At 70.0% G+C, this 15,610-nt stretch carries 12 protein-coding genes; 6 read left to right on the top strand and 6 right to left on the bottom strand.

What is annotated here, in order from left to right:
- Nucleotide 1: 1 nt before the first annotated feature.
- Nucleotides 2-2,479 carry a ribonuclease G gene (locus tag A0130_01675; protein ID ANF30553.1) on the bottom strand — a complete coding sequence of 826 codons (2,478 nt, stop codon included), beginning with the start codon at nucleotides 2,477-2,479 and terminating at the stop codon, nucleotides 2-4.
- A 310-nt stretch (nucleotides 2,480-2,789) separates the two neighbouring features.
- On the opposite strand from A0130_01675, the gene A0130_01670 reads away from it, so the two are divergent.
- Nucleotides 2,790-3,407, top strand: a complete 618-nt coding sequence (locus A0130_01670) for a hypothetical protein (GenBank protein ANF30552.1) — start codon at nucleotides 2,790-2,792, stop codon at nucleotides 3,405-3,407.
- Nucleotides 3,408-3,695: 288 nt separating this feature from the next.
- On the opposite strand, the gene A0130_01665 is transcribed toward A0130_01670, so the two are convergent.
- The 5 genes from A0130_01665 to A0130_01645 all read right to left on the bottom strand — a co-directional run bounded on the left by A0130_01665 (nucleotide 3,696) and on the right by A0130_01645 (nucleotide 10,246).
- On the bottom strand, nucleotides 3,696-4,118 hold the full coding sequence (locus tag A0130_01665) for a nucleoside-diphosphate kinase (GenBank protein ANF30551.1): 423 nt from the start codon (nucleotides 4,116-4,118) through the stop codon (nucleotides 3,696-3,698).
- Nucleotides 4,115-4,558, bottom strand: coding sequence for a hypothetical protein (locus A0130_01660; protein ID ANF30550.1), 444 nt, complete (start codon nucleotides 4,556-4,558; stop codon nucleotides 4,115-4,117). The genes A0130_01665 and A0130_01660 overlap by 4 nt, the downstream gene beginning before the upstream one ends.
- Nucleotides 4,537-5,904 carry a dihydrofolate synthase gene (locus A0130_01655; GenBank protein ID ANF30549.1) on the bottom strand — a complete coding sequence of 456 codons (1,368 nt, stop codon included), beginning with the start codon at nucleotides 5,902-5,904 and terminating at the stop codon, nucleotides 4,537-4,539. The genes A0130_01660 and A0130_01655 overlap by 22 nt, the downstream gene beginning before the upstream one ends.
- The gene (gene ileS / locus A0130_01650; GenBank protein ANF30548.1) at nucleotides 5,901-9,266 is read right to left on the bottom strand and encodes an isoleucine--tRNA ligase; all 3,366 of its coding nucleotides are present in this window, start codon (nucleotides 9,264-9,266) and stop codon (nucleotides 5,901-5,903) included. Before ileS ends, A0130_01655 begins: the two co-directional genes overlap by 4 nt.
- Before the next feature lie 362 nt (nucleotides 9,267-9,628).
- Complete coding sequence (locus A0130_01645) at nucleotides 9,629-10,246, bottom strand: TetR family transcriptional regulator (GenBank protein ANF30547.1); 618 nt, start codon at nucleotides 10,244-10,246, stop codon at nucleotides 9,629-9,631.
- A gap of 67 nt (nucleotides 10,247-10,313) precedes the next feature.
- Here A0130_01645 and A0130_01640 point away from each other — a divergent pair, with 67 nt between their 5' ends.
- From A0130_01640 to A0130_01620, 5 genes are all read left to right on the top strand, one after another.
- Complete coding sequence (locus A0130_01640) at nucleotides 10,314-11,636, top strand: MFS transporter (protein ANF30546.1); 1,323 nt, start codon at nucleotides 10,314-10,316, stop codon at nucleotides 11,634-11,636.
- Nucleotides 11,637-11,729: 93 nt separating this feature from the next.
- Nucleotides 11,730-14,336, top strand: a complete 2,607-nt coding sequence (valS, locus tag A0130_01635; protein ID ANF30545.1) for a valine--tRNA ligase — start codon at nucleotides 11,730-11,732, stop codon at nucleotides 14,334-14,336.
- Nucleotides 14,333-14,779, top strand: coding sequence for an acetyltransferase (locus A0130_01630; protein ANF30544.1), 447 nt, complete (start codon nucleotides 14,333-14,335; stop codon nucleotides 14,777-14,779). The genes valS and A0130_01630 overlap by 4 nt, the downstream gene beginning before the upstream one ends.
- A 70-nt stretch (nucleotides 14,780-14,849) precedes the next feature.
- Complete coding sequence (locus A0130_01625; GenBank protein ID ANF30543.1) at nucleotides 14,850-15,323, top strand: acetyltransferase; 474 nt, start codon at nucleotides 14,850-14,852, stop codon at nucleotides 15,321-15,323.
- On the top strand, nucleotides 15,323-15,595 hold the full coding sequence (locus A0130_01620) for a hypothetical protein (GenBank protein ID ANF30542.1): 273 nt from the start codon (nucleotides 15,323-15,325) through the stop codon (nucleotides 15,593-15,595). The genes A0130_01625 and A0130_01620 overlap by 1 nt, the downstream gene beginning before the upstream one ends.
- The last annotated feature ends 15 nt before the right edge of the window (nucleotides 15,596-15,610 follow it).

Raw genomic sequence — 15,610 nt, 5'->3', positions numbered from 1 at the left:
GCTACTCGCCCTTCGGTGCGAGCTCGCCGCCGGCGATGACCGCGGTGCTGGCGCGGCGGCTGCGGCTGCGGCCCTGACCCGGCTCCTTCGGAGCGGGCAACGCGTCGAGCACGGAGTCGAGCAGCAGCTCGGTCTCGTGCTGAGACGGGCGCTGCGGGGCGTGCACGGGCGCGGGCTCGGGAAGCTCGATCAGCGGGACGTTCGCGTCGGCGCCGTCCTGCCGGGGCTCGGGAGCCTCGCCGGACTCCTGCACGGCGGCCTGCTGCTCCGGAGCCTGCTGGCGGTCGGCGCCGCCCTTGCCCTTGCGGCGACGCTTCTTGGTGGCCGTGACCTCGGTCACCGTCACCTCCGCCACCGTGATCTCGGAGACGTCCACCTGCTCGCCCTCGGCGGCCTTGGCCTCGTCCTCGTGGTGGTGGATGGTCGACGCCGCGATCTTGGCGAGCGCGTTCTTCGCGTCGTCGGTGATCTCGTGCGTGCCCGCGTGGCCGTTCCCGTTGCCGTTCGAACCGGCGCCGGCTCCGCCATTGCCGTTCCCGTTGCCCGAGCCACCGTTGCCGCCGCGACCGCGGCGACGCTCGTTCGACGGCTGCTGCTGCGGCTGGCGGTGCTTGACCACCGGGTCGTGGTGGACGATCACGCCGCGGCCGGCGCAGACCTCGCAGGCCTCGCTGAAGGTCTCGAGCAGCCCGAGGCCGAGCTTCTTACGGGTCATCTGCACGAGGCCGAGCGAGGTGACCTCGGCGACCTGGTGCTTTGTCCGGTCGCGGCTCAGGCACTCCACCAGGCGGCGGAGGACGAGGTCGCGGTTCGACTCGAGCACCATGTCGATGAAGTCGACGACGATGATGCCGCCGATGTCGCGCAGGCGCAGCTGGCGGACGATCTCCTCCGCGGCCTCGAGGTTGTTCTTGGTGACGGTCTCTTCGAGGTTGCCGCCGGAGCCGACGAACTTGCCGGTGTTGACGTCCACGACCGTCATCGCCTCGGTGCGGTCGATGACCAGCGAACCGCCGGAGGGCAGCCACACCTTGCGCTCCAGCGCCTTCTCGATCTGCTCCGTGATGCGGTACTCGTCGAACGCATCGCGCTCGCCCTCGTACGCCTCCACGCGGTCGAGGAGGTCGGGGGCGACCTGACGCAGGTAGTTCTCGATGGTCTGGCGCGCGTCGTCGCCGGCGATGATCAGCTTCTGGAAGTCCTCGTTGAAGACGTCGCGGATGATCTTGATCAGGAGGTCGGGCTCGCTGTGGAGCAGCGCGGGCGCCTGCTGGGTCTCGACGCGCTGGCTGATGTCGGCCCACTGCGCGGTGAGACGGTTGACGTCGAGCGTGAGCTGCTCCTCGGTGGCGCCCTCGGCGGCGGTGCGGACGATCACACCGGCGCTCTCCGGCAGCACCTCCTTGAGGATCTTCTTGAGGCGCGCGCGCTCGGTGTCCGGGAGCTTGCGGCTGATGCCGTTCATGGAGCCGTTGGGCACGTACACGAGGTAGCGGCCGGGCAGCGAGATCTGGCTGGTGAGGCGGGCGCCCTTGTGCCCGACCGGGTCCTTGGTGACCTGGACGAGGACGCGGTCCCCGGCCTTCAGCGCCAGCTCGATGCGGCGCGGCTGGTTGCCGGTCTCTACCGCATCCCAGTCGACCTCGCCCGAGTACAGCACGGCGTTGCGTCCGCGGCCGATGTCGACGAACGCGGCCTCCATGCTCGGGAGGACGTTCTGGACGCGACCGAGGTAGACGTTGCCGATGAGCGACGCCTCCTGAGAACGGGCGACGTAGTGCTCGACGAGGACCTTGTCCTCCAGCACGCCGATCTGGATGCGGCCGCCCTTCGACCGGACCACCATCTGCCGGTCGACGGACTCGCGGCGGGCGAGGAACTCGGCCTCGGTGATGACCGGACGGCGGCGACCGGCGTCACGGCCGTCGCGGCGGCGCTGCTTCTTCGCCTCGAGACGCGTGGAGCCCTTGACCTTCTGGGGCTCGGTGATGAGCTCCGGCTCGCGCGGGGTGCGCACCTTGACCACGGTGTTGGCCGGATCGTTGGCCCCTTCGCGGCCGGATTCGCCGGCGCGGCGGCGCGAGCGGCGGCGGACGCCGGTGGCCGGCTCCTCCTCGCCCTCGGGCAGCGGCGGGAGCGGCAGGATGTCCGGCGCCTGGAAGAGCAGCGTGGTCGGCGGGAGGCCGGGCGCGGCGGCCGCGGCCGGGACCTCGGCGTCGCCGAGCTTCTCCGGCAGCGCCGGGGGCTCGGGCGTCACGGGCGCGGTCGGGTCGACCTGCGCGGCGGGAGCCGCCTGCTCGGGGGCAGGCTCGGCCACCGCATCCACTGCGGGCGCGGCGGCGGGCGGCGAGACGGTCTCGGAAATGCTCGGGGCGGTCTTCTTCACCACGCGGCGCGTGCCGAAGAGGCCCTTGCGCTTCCGTCCTCCCGTCTCCGTCTCGTTGTCGTTCGTGTTGTCGATATTCTCGTTATCCACCATCGCTGGTGCACTCCTCGACCGGCGGCGGTTCCCCGCTCGCCGGGTACTCTCCGTAGGGAGGCGGCGCGTGCGGCGCCTCCCTCAATCCTGTTCGGATGCCGCCGGGCTCGTGGCGCGGCGGGCCTCCTTCTCACTGTTCTCCGCCGGCCTCTACGGCCGGCCTTTCACTGGGCGCTCCAGGGCGCCCGCAAGCCTTTTGTCGTTCCTCCCGGCCGGGGCCGGGACGACTGCTGCATCGATTATCGCACGGGCCGCGCTCGCGGCGGTCTCCTCCCAGGGCGACACGCAGGCGGCATGCCATAATCCGAGGGTGTCCGACCTTCCCACCGAGGCCGCCTACCGCCGCCCGACCGCTCTCGCCGTGTTCCTCATCGTCGCCGGGGCCATCGGCCTCTGGGCGGCGTTCATGCTCACGGTGGACAAGTTCCACCTGCTCGAGGACCCGAACGCGCAGCTGTCCTGCAACTTCTCGGTGCTGGTCGGCTGCTCCAAGAACCTGAACTCGTGGCAGGGCTCACTGCTCGGCTTCCCGAACCCGCTGCTCGGGATCGGCGGCTGGACGGCCGCGATCGCGGTAGGTGTAGGCCTGCTCGCGACCCGGGCGCGGTTCGCCCGCTGGTACTGGATCGCGTTCAACGTCGGCGTGCTGCTGGCGCTGGTGCTCGTCATCTTCCTGATCACGCAGTCGCTGACGGTGCTCAACGTGCTGTGCCCCTGGTGCATGGTCACCTGGGTAGTCACCATCCCGACGTTCTGGGCGGTGACGCTCTACAACCTCAAGGAGGGCAACATCCCGCTGCCGGAGCGCGCGCGCCGCGTGTCCGCGACCCTGTACAGCTGGGTGCCGCTCATCACGATCGTCTGCTACGCGATCGTCGCCGTGCTCGCGCAGATCCAGCTCGACTGGATCCACCGCGCCTTCATCTGATCCGCGTCCCGGCACGCGAGCCCTCCACCTCCATCCGCACTCGCACCCCGCGCAAAACGGAGGAGTTCGACCTCTCCCTGATGCCGGATGCCCTCCGTTTCACTACTCGACCCGGCGTGTCAGAGGGAATGTCCTCCCTTCCGGACGCGGGGCCGCGGCGTGGGAAAGGGAGGACAATCGGCGCGAAACGCCGGCGAGTGTGGCGAAAGGGAGGAGTTCCAGGCCGTGACGGCCGGGAACTCCTCCCTTTCGAGGTCCTGCAGAGGTTGCGCAGAGACGTGCTGCGGGTCAGCCGAACCAGAGGGTGAGCTCGCGCTGGGCGGACTCGGGCGAGTCGGAGCCGTGCACGAGGTTCTGCTGCACCTTCAGGCCCCAGTCGCGGGCCAGGTCGCCGCGGATGGTGCCGGGGGCGGCGGTGGTCGGGTCGGTCGCGCCCGCGAGCGAGCGGAAGCCCTCGATGACGCGGTTGCCCGCGAGGCGGATGGCCACGATCGGGCCCGACTCCATGAACTCGACCAGCGGCTCGTAGAACGGCTTGCCCTCGTGCTCGGCGTAGTGCTGCGCGAGCAGGTCGCGGTCGGCCTGCAGCATCCGGAGGTCGACGAGCGAGTAGCCCTTCGCCTCGATGCGGCGCAGGATCTCGCCGGTCAGGCTGCGAGCGACGCCGTCCGGCTTGATGAGGACGAGGGTCTCTTCGACGGCACTGGTCATGGGTTCTCCGTTCCGTTTCCGGCAGCCCGTGCGGCTGCCTGATTGTTTCGGTCGATGCGCGCGGCGGCGATCATGCAGTACGCCCACATGGCGGTGAAGATCGCGCCGACGATGAAGAAGGCGGGGACGAGGAGGCCGGCGGCGACGAGGACCACCTGCACGATCCATCCGAGGACCACGCCCACGGTGTTCCGCAGGAGCCCGATCGCGATGATCATCAAGACGATCAGCGCCGCTCCCCCGCCGAGCGCGACCCACGCCGGGAGCGCCTGCAGGCCGAACAGCACCAGGGCGCCCAGGAAGACGACGAGGAGCTCGAAGCCGAGCACGATGGAGCCGAGCATCTCGCGCAGGGAGCGCTGACGGCGGGGGCGCCCGGCCGGAGCGGCGGGCTCGGGCGTCGAGTCCGGCGCGTCGGTCACGACGCCGCCTGCTTCCACTCCTGCTCCTCGGCGTACGCCATCGCCTGGCCGACCAGCACGATGCTGCCGGCGACGACGACCGCGCGCTTCGGGCCGTCCTGGGCCCACTCGCGGGCGCCTTCGAGCGCGTCGATCGCGTCCGAGTAGACGATGACCGCCTCGTCGCCGACCTCCTCGCGCACGAGATCGCCGAAGTCCTCCGCATCCCGCGCACGGTCGGAGCCGGGCTGCGTCACGAAGAACTGGGTGGCCACCGGGGCGAGTGCGCGGATGACGCCGCGTGCGTCCTTGTCCTCGAGGATGCCGACGACGAACGTGATCTCGTCGAAGTCGAAGTAGCTGCGCAGGGCGTTCGCGAGCGTCTCGGCGCCTGCCGGATTGTGTGCGGCGTCGACGAGGATGCTCGGCTCGATCCCGATGAGCTGCAGGCGTCCGGGCGAGGTCGCCGTTGCAAACCCCTCCTCGACCAGGTCGGCCTTGAGCGGCTGCGTGCCGCGACCGAGGAAGGTCTCGACCGCCGCGACAGCGACCGCGGCGTTCTGTGCCTGGTGGTCCCCGTAGAGCGGAAGGAAGACGTCCTCGTACGTGGCGGCGCGGCCCCGGATAGTGACGAGCTGGCCGCCCACGGCGACGCGGGTCGCCGCGACGTCGAAGTCGCGCGGCTGCTCGGCGAAGGTCGACTCGGTGAGCTCCGAAGCCTCCCGCAGCACGCGGTCCGCCTCCGGCGTCTGCGACGACGACACGACGTCGGCCGACGGCTTGATGATGCCGGACTTGGTGCGCGCGATCTCCTCGACCGTGTCGCCGAGCGCCTTGGTGTGGTCGAGCGCGATCGGCGTGAAGACCGCGACCTGGCCGTCGCCCACGTTGGTCGAGTCCCACTCGCCGCCCATGCCGACCTCGATCACGGCGACGTCGACCGGGGCGTCCGCGAACGCGGCGAAGGCGAGCGCGGTCAGCGCTTCGAAGAACGTCAGCGGCGCCTTTCCCTGCTCCTCCAGCTCCGCGTCGACGATGTCGAGATACGGGCTGATGTCGTCCCAGTTGCGCACCAGCGCCTCGTCCTCGATCGGCTCGCCGTCGATGACGATCCGCTCGTTGAAGCGCACGAGGTGCGGGCTGGTGAGCAGGCCCGTGCGCAGTCCGTAGGCGCGCAGCAGGCTCTCCGCGATGCGGCTCGTCGACGTCTTGCCGTTGGTGCCGGTGATGTGGATGATCGGGTACGCCCGCTGCGGATCGCCCAGCAGTTCCACGGCCCGGCGCGTGGCGTCGAGGCGCCGTTCGGGCGCACCCTCGCCGATGCGGGCGAGCAGCGCCTGGTAGACCTCATCCGCGCGGTCGCGGAAGTCCTCGTCGTCGGTCACAGCGCCGCCTCCTCCACCTTGGTCACGCCGACGGTGAACGCACCGGCGTTGGCGAACTGCCCGGCGCCGAAGCCCTGCGCGAAGGCCGCGTCCGCGTCCGATGCTCCCGCAGCCGACACCTGCACCGCCAGGGCCAGCGTCTCGGCCGCGATGTCGACGTCGCCGGCGAGACCGAGCGCACGCGCGTCGTCCTCGTGCTCGAACGTCAAGCTCAGCCGGATGCGGTCGCTCACGTCGAGCCCGGCCGCCTTGCGAGTGTCCTGCACGGCGCGGATGACGTCACGGGCCAGGCCCTCGGCCTCCAGCTCCGGCGTGGTCGCGGTGTCGAGCAGCACGAAGCCGCCGCCCGCGAGCAGCGCGAGCGCCGAGCTGTCGTCGCCACTGCCCGCGGTCTCGAGCACGAGGTCGTACTCGCCCTCGGCCAGCTGGATGCCGCCCACGGTCACGACGCCGTCCGCCTCGGACCAGTCGCCGGCGCGCGCAGCCTGGATGACCTGCTGCACCTGCTTGCCGAGGCGCGGACCCGCCGCACGGGCGTTGACGGTCAGCTTGCTCGTGATGCCGTAGCGCGCCGCGCTATCGTCCTGCAGCTCGACCAGCTCGACCGCCTTGACGTTGAGCTCGTCGCGCAGGATGCCCTCGAAGGGACGCAGCGCCTCCGCGTTCTCCGCCACGACCGTCAGCGACGCGAGCGGCAGGCGCACGCGGCGGCCCGCCTGCTTGCGCAGCGACAGCGCTGTCGAGCTGATCGCGCGGATCCGGTCCATCGCATCCACCAGGGCGTCGTCGGCCGGGAACTCGCCCGCCTCCGGCCAGTCCGTGAGGTGCACGGAGCGGCCGCCGGTGAGGTCCTTCCAGATGCGCTCCGTGACGAGCGGCAGCAGCGGGGCGGCGACGCGGGTCAGCGTCTCCAGCACGGTGTAGAGCGTGTCGAACGCCTCGGTGCCGTTGCCGTCCTCATCCACGCCCTCCCAGAACCGGTCGCGCGAACGGCGCACGTACCAGTTGGTGAGCACGTCGGCGAAGTCGCGCAGCTTGGCGGCGGCGAGCGTCGAGTCCAGACCCTCCAGGTCGGCCGTGACCTCCTCCACCAGATCGCGCGTCTTGGCGAGCAGGTAGCGGTCGAGCACGTCGGTGGACGCGGTGGAGCGCTTCGCCTCATAGCCGGTCGCGTTGGCGTAGAGCGAGAAGAAGTACCAGGTGTTCCACAGCGGCAGCAGCACCTGGCGGACGCCCTCGCGGATGCCCTCCTCGGTGACGACGAGGTTGCCGCCCCGCAGCACGGGGCTCGACATCAGGAACCAGCGCATCGCATCGGAGCCGTCGCGGTCGAAGACCTCGTTGACGTCGGGGTAGTTGCGCAACGACTTCGACATCTTCTGCCCGTCGCTGCCGAGCACGATGCCGTGGCTGATCACGTTCTTGAACGCGGGCCGGTCGAACAGCGCCGTCGCGAGCGTGTGCAGCAGGTAGAACCAGCCGCGCGTCTGCCCGATGTACTCGACGATGAAGTCGGCCGGGTTGTGGGTGTCGAACCAGTCGTGGTTCTCGAACGGATAGTGCACCTGCGCGAACGGCATCGAGCCGGAGTCGAACCACACGTCGAGCACGTCCGGGATGCGGCGCATCGTGGAGCGGCCGGTCGGGTCGTCCGGGTTCGGGCGGGTCAGCTCGTCGATGAAGGGACGGTGCAGGTCCGGCTCCCCCGCCGCGTTGAGCGGCAGGCGGCCGAAGTCGCGCTCCAGCTCCTCCAACGAGCCGTACACGTCGACGCGCGGGTACGCCGGGTCGTCGCTCTTCCACACCGGGATCGGCGAGCCGAAGTACCGGTTGCGCGAGACCGACCAGTCGCGGGCGCCGGCCAGCCACTTGCCGAACTGGCCGTCCTTGACGTTCTCGGGCACCCAGGTGATCTCCTGGTTGAGCTCGCCCATCCGGTCGCGGAAGTCGGTGACGCGAACGAACCAGCTCGAGACGGCCTTGTAGATGAGCGGGTTGCGGCAGCGCCAGCAGTGCGGGTACGAGTGCTCGTAGCTCGCCTGGCGCAGCAGCCGGCCCTGCTCCTTCAGCATCCGGGTCAGCGGCTTGTTGGCGTCGAAGACCTGCAGTCCCGCGACCTCCGGAACGTCGGGCAGGAAGCGGCCGCCGTCGTCCACCGAGATGATGACCGGGATGCCGGCCTTCTCGGTGACGCGCTGGTCGTCCTCACCGTAGGCCGGGGCCTGGTGCACGATGCCGGTGCCGTCCTCGACGGTGACGTAGTCGTCCACGAGGATGCGCCACGCGTTCTGCGTGCCCCACTTCTCGGTGTCGGCGTAGAAGTCCCAGAGGCGGTCGTACTCGACGCCGTCGAGCTCGGAACCGCGGACGGTGCCGGTCACCGCGGCGAGGGCGTCTGCCGGGGAGTCGTAGCCGAGGTCCTTGGCGTAGTTGCCGAGGAGGCTCTTCGCGATCAGGTAGCGGCCGCTCAGGACCTCCTGGTCAGGGTCGCCGTACGAGTCCGCGGCGCCATGCGGGCCGGAGGGCACCACGGCGTACTCGATCTCGGGGCCGACCGCGAGCGCGAGGTTGGTCGGGAGAGTCCACGGGGTCGTCGTCCAGGCGAGGGCGCGCACACCGGTCAGCCCGAGCACCTCCGCCTTCTCGCCGACCAGCGGGAAGGTGACGGTGACCGTCTGGTCCTGACGCATCTTGTAGACGTCGTCGTCCATCCGCAGCTCGTGGTTGGACAGCGGCGTCTGGTCGCGCCAGCAGTACGGCAGCACGCGGTAGCCCTCGTAGGCGAGGCCCTTCTCGTGCAGCTGCTTGAAGGCCCAGATCACCGACTCCATGTAGCCGGTGTCGAGCGTCTTGTAGTCGTTGTCGAAGTCGACCCAGCGCGCCTGACGGGTGACGTACTCCCGCCACTCGCGGGTGTAACGGAGGACGGAGTCCTTGGCGGCCTGGTTGAAGGCGGCGAGCCCCATCTCCTCGATCTGGCTCTTGTCGGTGATGCCGAGCTGCCGCTCCGCCTCGAGCTCGGCGGGAAGGCCGTGCGTGTCCCAGCCGAAGCGGCGCTCGACCTTCTTGCCGCGCATGGTCTGGAAGCGCGGGAAGACGTCCTTGGCGTAGCCGGTCAGCAGGTGGCCGTAGTGCGGGAGGCCGTTGGCGAACGGCGGCCCGTCGTAGAACACCCACTCCTCGGCGCCGTCGCGGTTGGCGATGGACGCGCGGAACGTGCCGTCCTCATCCCAGAACTTCAGGATGTCGGTCTCGATCTCGGGGAAGACGGGGCTGGGCGTCACATCGGCGCGCGTGGCGTCGGTGTTCTGGTCGCGCTCGGCGCCCTCGTTCGAGTCCGGCGCGGACTTGGGGTACGGCATCTCTCTCCTGGCAGGTTTCACGTGCTGCACGAGGACGCCGGACGCTCGCACGCCCGTCGCGGTACCACCCCGCTTGCCCGCTCCGCCTCCGTCGCCGGGGAGGGCCTCTCATCGTTCGGCTGTGACGGGCCGGTCCCGTTCGGTTCTACTGGGCGCCGCTCACGCGCCGCCGTTCTTCCGAAGGCTCCCCGGCGATACCCGGATCACAGCCTGTGCCCTCTATCTTATCCGCTCCGCGCCCCTCCGCGTCGGGCCCGTCGCGAAGTGCAGCTTGTTGCGGTCGACACGCCGCGCAAGTGCGCAACGACCTGCACTTCGGGAGGGAGGGAGGGAGGGAGGGAAAGGGAGGGGGACGCGCGCGGTCAGAGGACGGCGGCGTAGCCGGTGCAGACGGGGGTGACGGCGGAGCGGACGAGCGGGGTGAGCGGGCCGCGGCGCACGCCAGCGCGGGCCCAGGCGGTCGCGGCGGAGACCGCGGCGCCGACGACCGCGGTCGCGGCGGCGCGCGGCAGCAGCGCGTCGGCCGACGCGCCCGCACGCGCCGCGATGAACGCCTGCAGCCGGCGCACCAGCGCCAGGAACCGCGGCAGCGCCGACGCCTGCAGCTCGGCGTCCGTCCCCATCAGGTCCACCTGCGTCACGGCGAGAGGGAGGCGCCCGGGCCCGAAGGCGTCGGCGAGGCGCGTGATCGCCTCGAGCACGGCATCCATGGGCGCCAGGTCGGTGGAGACGGAGCCGAGGGTGCCGTCGAACGCCGCGAGCGCCTCATCCACCTCCAGCCACAGCAGGTCGCTCTTCGAGCCGACGTAGTTGAAGAAGGTCGCCCGGCTGACCCCGGCGCGGCGCGCGATGTCGTCGACCGTAGTGCCCGCGTACGTCTGCTCGAGGAACAGCTCGGCGGCCGCCTCGGCGATCATCGCGCGGGAGGAAGAGCGGGGCCGACCGCCGCCGGACGGACGCGGGGAATGGGCGACGGACATCCGCTGTTCTCCTTCCGTGCCATTATTGGACCCGGTCCAAATACTATTCCGTTTTCAAAGGACAGCCGTGACTACCACCGCAACCCCCGTCCGCAGCGAGACCGATCGCCCCGGAATCACCCCCGGCACCGCCCGCCGCGTCACCATCGCGTCGTTCGTCGGCACCGCGCTCGAGTCTTACGACTTCTACCTGTACGCGTACTTCGCCGCGTTCTTCGTGGGCCCGCTCTTCTTCGCGCCGCTGGGCGCGTTCGGCGGCGCGCTCGCCGGCTTCCTCGCCATCGCGGCCGGCTTCGTCATCCGTCCGGTCGGCGCGATCGTGTTCGGCCACCTCGGCGACCGGATCGGGCGCCGTCCGACCCTGCTGATCACCATCCTGATCATGGGCCTCAGCACGGGCCTCGTCGGCGTGCTCCCGACCTACGCCGCGGCCGGATGGTTCGGCGCGATCGCGATCGTGCTGCTGCGCCTGCTCCAGGGCTTCTCGGTCGGCGGCGAGTGGGGCGGCTCGATCCTGCTCGCTACTGAGTACGCGAATCCGAAGAAGCGCGGCTTCTACGCGGCGCTCCCCCAGCTCGGCTCGCCGGTCGGCTCCATCCTGAGCGCCGTCGTCTTCATCGTGCTGACGCTCACGCTCTCCACCGCCGACATCGCGGCGTGGGGATGGCGCATCCCGTTCCTGACGGCGTTCCCGCTCCTGCTCGTCTCGCTCTACCTGCGCTGGTCGATCGACGAGACCCCGGTGTTCCGCAAGCTGCTCGAGAGCGGCAAGCGCGACAAGTTCCCGGTCGTGGATGTCTTCCGCAAGGCGCCGACGGGCTTCATCATCGGCATCGGCGCGGCCATCCTCGGCATCGGCTCGTACTCGCTGATGAACACCTACATGGTCGACTACGGCACCGCCGTGCTGGGCTTCAAGTACCAGGACCTGCTGGTCGCGACGACGATCGGCGGTCTGCTGCAGCTCGTCACCATCCCGCTGTTCGGCGCCTGGGCGGCGCGGATCGGGTCGGCGAAGGTGGTCGCCTACGGCGCGATCGGCACGCTGATCGTGGCGTTTCCGATGTACTTCCTGCTGCAGTACGCGAACTTCGGCATCCTCGTCGCGAGCATGATCATCGGCGGCATCCTGCCCACGCTCTCGTGGGCGGCGCTCGGCGGCCTGATGTCGGACCTGTTCCCGAGCGACGTGCGCTACAGCGGCCTCTCGGTCGCCTACAGCATCGCGGCGCTGCTGACCTCGTTCGTCCCGGCGCTCACGCTGATCTTCGGACACGCGACCGGCAACGCGTGGTGGCACCCGGGCATCGTCCTCGCCGTGATGTCGATCATCACGCTGGTGGCGGCCCTGTTCGCCGCCCGCCGCACGCCGTACGTCGACGAGGTCTGAGCGAGGTTCGGGCGCGTTCGGTACGCTGGTAGGGATCCCACACTCAGGCACCTCGAGGACTCGGTGCCGCATATATCGAATCGGAGGACCCCTATGAGCACGCCGAACGTGCCCGAGAAGCCCGCCCTTGAGGGGCTCGAGGCCAAGTGGGGTGACCGCTGGCAGAGCGACGGCACCTTCCGATTCGATCGGGAGGGCGCGCTCGCGGCCGGCCGCGACGGGGTCTACTCCATCGACACGCCTCCGCCGACGGCCTCCGGTTCCCTGCACATCGGCCACGTCTTCAGCTACACGCACACGGATGTGGTGGCCCGCTTCCACCGCATGCGCGGTCAGAAGGTGTTCTACCCGATGGGCTGGGACGACAACGGCCTGCCGACCGAGCGCCGCGTCCAGAACTACTACGGCGTGCGCTGCGACCCGTCGCTGCCGTACGACCCGGACTTCACTCCTCCCTTCGAGGGCGGGGACAACAAGAGCACGAAGGCGGCCGACCAGAAGCCGATCTCGCGCCGCAACTTCATCGAGCTGTGCGAGCGGCTGACCGAGGAGGACGAGAAGCAGTTCGAGGCGCTGTGGCGCACGCTCGGCCTCTCGGTGGACTGGTCGCAGACCTATCGGACCATCGGCCGCGACTCCATCCACACCTCCCAACTGGCGTTCCTGCGCAACATCGAGCGCGGCGAGGCGTACCAGGCGCAGGCCCCGACGCTGTGGGACATCACGTTCCGTACCGCGGTCGCCCAGGCCGAGCTGGAGGATCGCGAGCAGCCGAGCGCGTACCACCGCGTCGCCTTCCACAGCGACAACGGGCCGGTGTACATCGAGACGACCCGCCCGGAGCTGCTACCCGCCTGCGTCGCGCTGGTCGCGCATCCCGACGACGAGCGTTACCAGCCGCTGTTCGGCACCACCGTGCGCACCCCGCTGTTCGACGTCGAGGTGCCCGTGGTGGCCCACCACCTCGCGCAGCCGGACAAGGGATCGGGCATCGCCATGATCTGCACGTTCGGCGACATCACCGACGTGACCTGGTGGCGGGAGCTCGACCTCCCGAACCGCGCGATCATCGGCTTCGACGGCCGCATCCTCCCCGAGCCGCCCGCGGCGATCACCTCGGAGGCCGGGGGCGAGGCCTACGCGCAGCTCGCGGGCAAGACCGTGTTCTCGGCCAAGCAGACCGTCGTCGAGCTGCTGAAGGAGGCGGGCGACCTCGACGGCGAGCCCAAGCCCATCCAGCACCCGGTGAAGTTCTTCGAGAAGGGCGACCGACCGCTCGAGATCGTGTCCACCCGCCAGTGGTACGTGAAGAACGGCGCCCGCGACGAGGAGCTGCGCGCGCGGCTCATCGAGCTGGGCCGCGAGATCGACTGGCACCCCGACTTCATGCGCGTGCGCTACGAGAACTGGGTGAACGGGCTCACCGGCGACTGGCTGATCTCGCGCCAGCGCTTCTTCGGTGTGCCCATCCCGGTCTGGTACCCGCTGGACGGTGTCGGCAACCCGTTGTTCGACCAGCCGATCCTGCCGACCGAAGACCTCCTGCCGGTCGACCCGTCGTCCGACACCGCGCCCGGCTTCGAGGAGTCGCAGCGCGGCCAGGCCGGCGGCTTCGTCGGCGAGCACGACGTCATGGACACGTGGATGACGTCCTCCCTCACCCCGCAGCTCGCGGGCGGGTGGATGCGAGACCCGGAGCTCTTCGACGCCGTCTTCCCCTACGACCTCCGTCCGCAGGGGCAGGACATCATCCGCACCTGGCTGTTCTCGACGCTCCTGCGCGCGAAGCTCGAAGCGGATGTGGCGCCCTGGACGAACGCGGCCCTCTCCGGCTTCATCGTCGACCCCGACCGCAAGAAGATGTCGAAGTCGAAGGGCAACGTCGTCACGCCCGCCGACATCCTCGAGAAGCACGGCTCCGATGCCGTGCGCTATTGGGCGGCATCCAGCCGGCTCGGGACGGACGCGGCGTTCGACCCGCAGAACCCGACCCAGATCAAGATCGGCCGCCGCCTGGCGATCAAGCTGCTCAACGCGGCCAAGTTCATCCTCGGCTTCGACGCCCCGGCGTCGCTCGACCTCGCCCAGGTGACCAGCCCGCTCGACCGCAGCATGCTGCAGAACCTGGCCGGCGTGGTCGCGGACGCGACCGCCGCGCTCGACAGCTACGACCACGCCCGGGCGCTCGAGATCGCCGAGACGTTCTTCTGGACGTTCTGCGACGACTACCTCGAGCTCGTGAAGGAGCGCGCCTACGGCGACGACTCCGCCGAGAAGACCTCGGCCGTGGTCGCCCTGCGCATCGCCCTGTCGACGTTCCTCCGCCTGTTCGCGCCCGTGCTGCCGTTCGCGGCCGAGGAGGCGTGGAGCTGGTCCGAGGAGGGCTCGGTCCACGTCGCCGCGTGGCCGGAGCCGTCCGAGGTCGCGCAGGACTGGAACGCCGACCGCGAGGTCCTCGCCATCGTCGGCCGTGCGCTGACCGCCATCCGGGGCGCCAAGACCGCCGCCAAGGCGTCGCAGCGCACCCCCGTCGACTCGGCCGTCATCGCCGGCCCGGACGCCGAGATCGCGGCCGTCGAGTCGGCCGCGGGCGACCTCCGCTCGGTGGGCAGGATCGCGGACCTCCGCTTCGCCTCCGCCGAAGAGCTGACGGTGACCGATATCCTGCTCGCCGCAGCCCCGAGCGAGGAGGAACGATGACAGCGAGCGTTCGCAAGGTCGAGGACAACGAGTTCTTCACCTGGCTCGACCTCTACGTCGGCTACGGCGAGTTCTATGAGACTCCCGTCACCGACGAGAAGGCGCTCCTGGTCTGGAGCTGGATCTCCGACCCGGAGAACGAGCTCGAAGCGTACTTCGCCGTCGACGAGAAGGGCGCCCCGATCGGGCTGGCGCACGTGCGCGAGTTCGTGCGTCCCCTCGACGGCACCAAGGGCCTGTACCTCGACGACCTCTTCGTCTCGCCGGACGCGCGCGGCGCGGGGGCGGGTTCGGCCCTGTTGCAGGCTGTGCGCGAGTCCGCCAAGGAGCGGGGCCTCTCGGTCGTCCGGTGGATCACCGCGAAGGACAACGAGACCGCGCGACGCCTGTACGACAAGGTCGCCGAGAAGACCAAGTGGGTCACCTACGACCTCGTCCCCTGAACCCGACCGCGATATTGTCGGAACGAGCGCCGTGCATGCATTCGGGCGCGCAATGGGAACGGAGGAATCCATGACGATCGAGGTTCGCCCGGTCAGGGACGGCGATTTCTTCGCCTGGCTCGACGTGTACGCCCAGTACGCCGAGTTCTACGAGACGGAGCTGACCGACCAGAAGGCGCTCGTCCTCTGGTCGTGGCTGACCGCTCCCGAGCACGAGGAGAGCGGCTACGTCGCCGTCGACGGCGACCGGATCGTCGGGCTCTCCCACGTGCGGGAATTCGCCCGCCCGCTGGAGGGCGACCGCGGTCTGTTCGTGGACGATCTGTTCGTCATCGAGGAGGCGCGCGGCAAGGGCGTCGGCGGCGCACTGCTGGCGCAGGCCCGGTCGCTCGCGGAGGAGCGCGGCCTCGGCGTCGTGCAGTGGATCACCGCCCACGACAACGACACCGCCCAGAAGCTCTACGACCAGGTGGCGAACCGCACCCAGTGGGTCACCTACGAGATCGACCTGGCGACCGCCCCGACGACGGCGGGACGCGCCTGATGCAGCTCGGGACGCGGTGGAGCGTCGGCGAGCAGCCTCCCGCGAACCTCCCCGAGGTCGTCGCCTACGCCGTGCAGACGGTCGAGGAGGAGCTGGTCGCGACCGACGTCGAGACGACCGGCTGGAAGTGGACGCTGACCTGGCTCGAGGGCAAGCCCGTCGTCTCGCTCGACGACGGCACCGAGATCCGCTACAACCCCTCCGAGGACTCCGCGACGATCACGCAGCCGGTCGAGACGGACACCTCCGACTACGACGTGGACGAGGCCTAGCCCGTCCCCTTCGGC

Source organism: Leifsonia xyli (assembly GCA_001647635.1).
Lineage (GTDB): Bacteria > Actinomycetota > Actinomycetes > Actinomycetales > Microbacteriaceae > Leifsonia > Leifsonia xyli_A.
This window is presented reverse-complemented; position numbering and strand designations above follow the sequence as displayed.

What these genes read in the sequence shown, in the direction of transcription:
- A0130_01620 (ANF30542.1), top strand. Translation starts at nt 15,323, where the DNA reads ATGCAGCTCGGGACGCGGTGGAGCGTCGGCGAGCAGCCTCCCGCGAAC.
- A0130_01675 (ANF30553.1), bottom strand. Translation starts at nt 2,479, where the DNA reads ATGGTGGATAACGAGAATATCGACAACACGAACGACAACGAGACGGAG.
- A0130_01625 (ANF30543.1), top strand. Translation starts at nt 14,850, where the DNA reads ATGACGATCGAGGTTCGCCCGGTCAGGGACGGCGATTTCTTCGCCTGG.
- A0130_01630 (ANF30544.1), top strand. Translation starts at nt 14,333, where the DNA reads ATGACAGCGAGCGTTCGCAAGGTCGAGGACAACGAGTTCTTCACCTGG.
- ileS (ANF30548.1), bottom strand. Translation starts at nt 9,266, where the DNA reads ATGCCGTACCCCAAGTCCGCGCCGGACTCGAACGAGGGCGCCGAGCGC.
- A0130_01665 (ANF30551.1), bottom strand. Translation starts at nt 4,118, where the DNA reads ATGACCAGTGCCGTCGAAGAGACCCTCGTCCTCATCAAGCCGGACGGC.
- A0130_01645 (ANF30547.1), bottom strand. Translation starts at nt 10,246, where the DNA reads ATGTCCGTCGCCCATTCCCCGCGTCCGTCCGGCGGCGGTCGGCCCCGC.
- valS (ANF30545.1), top strand. Translation starts at nt 11,730, where the DNA reads ATGAGCACGCCGAACGTGCCCGAGAAGCCCGCCCTTGAGGGGCTCGAG.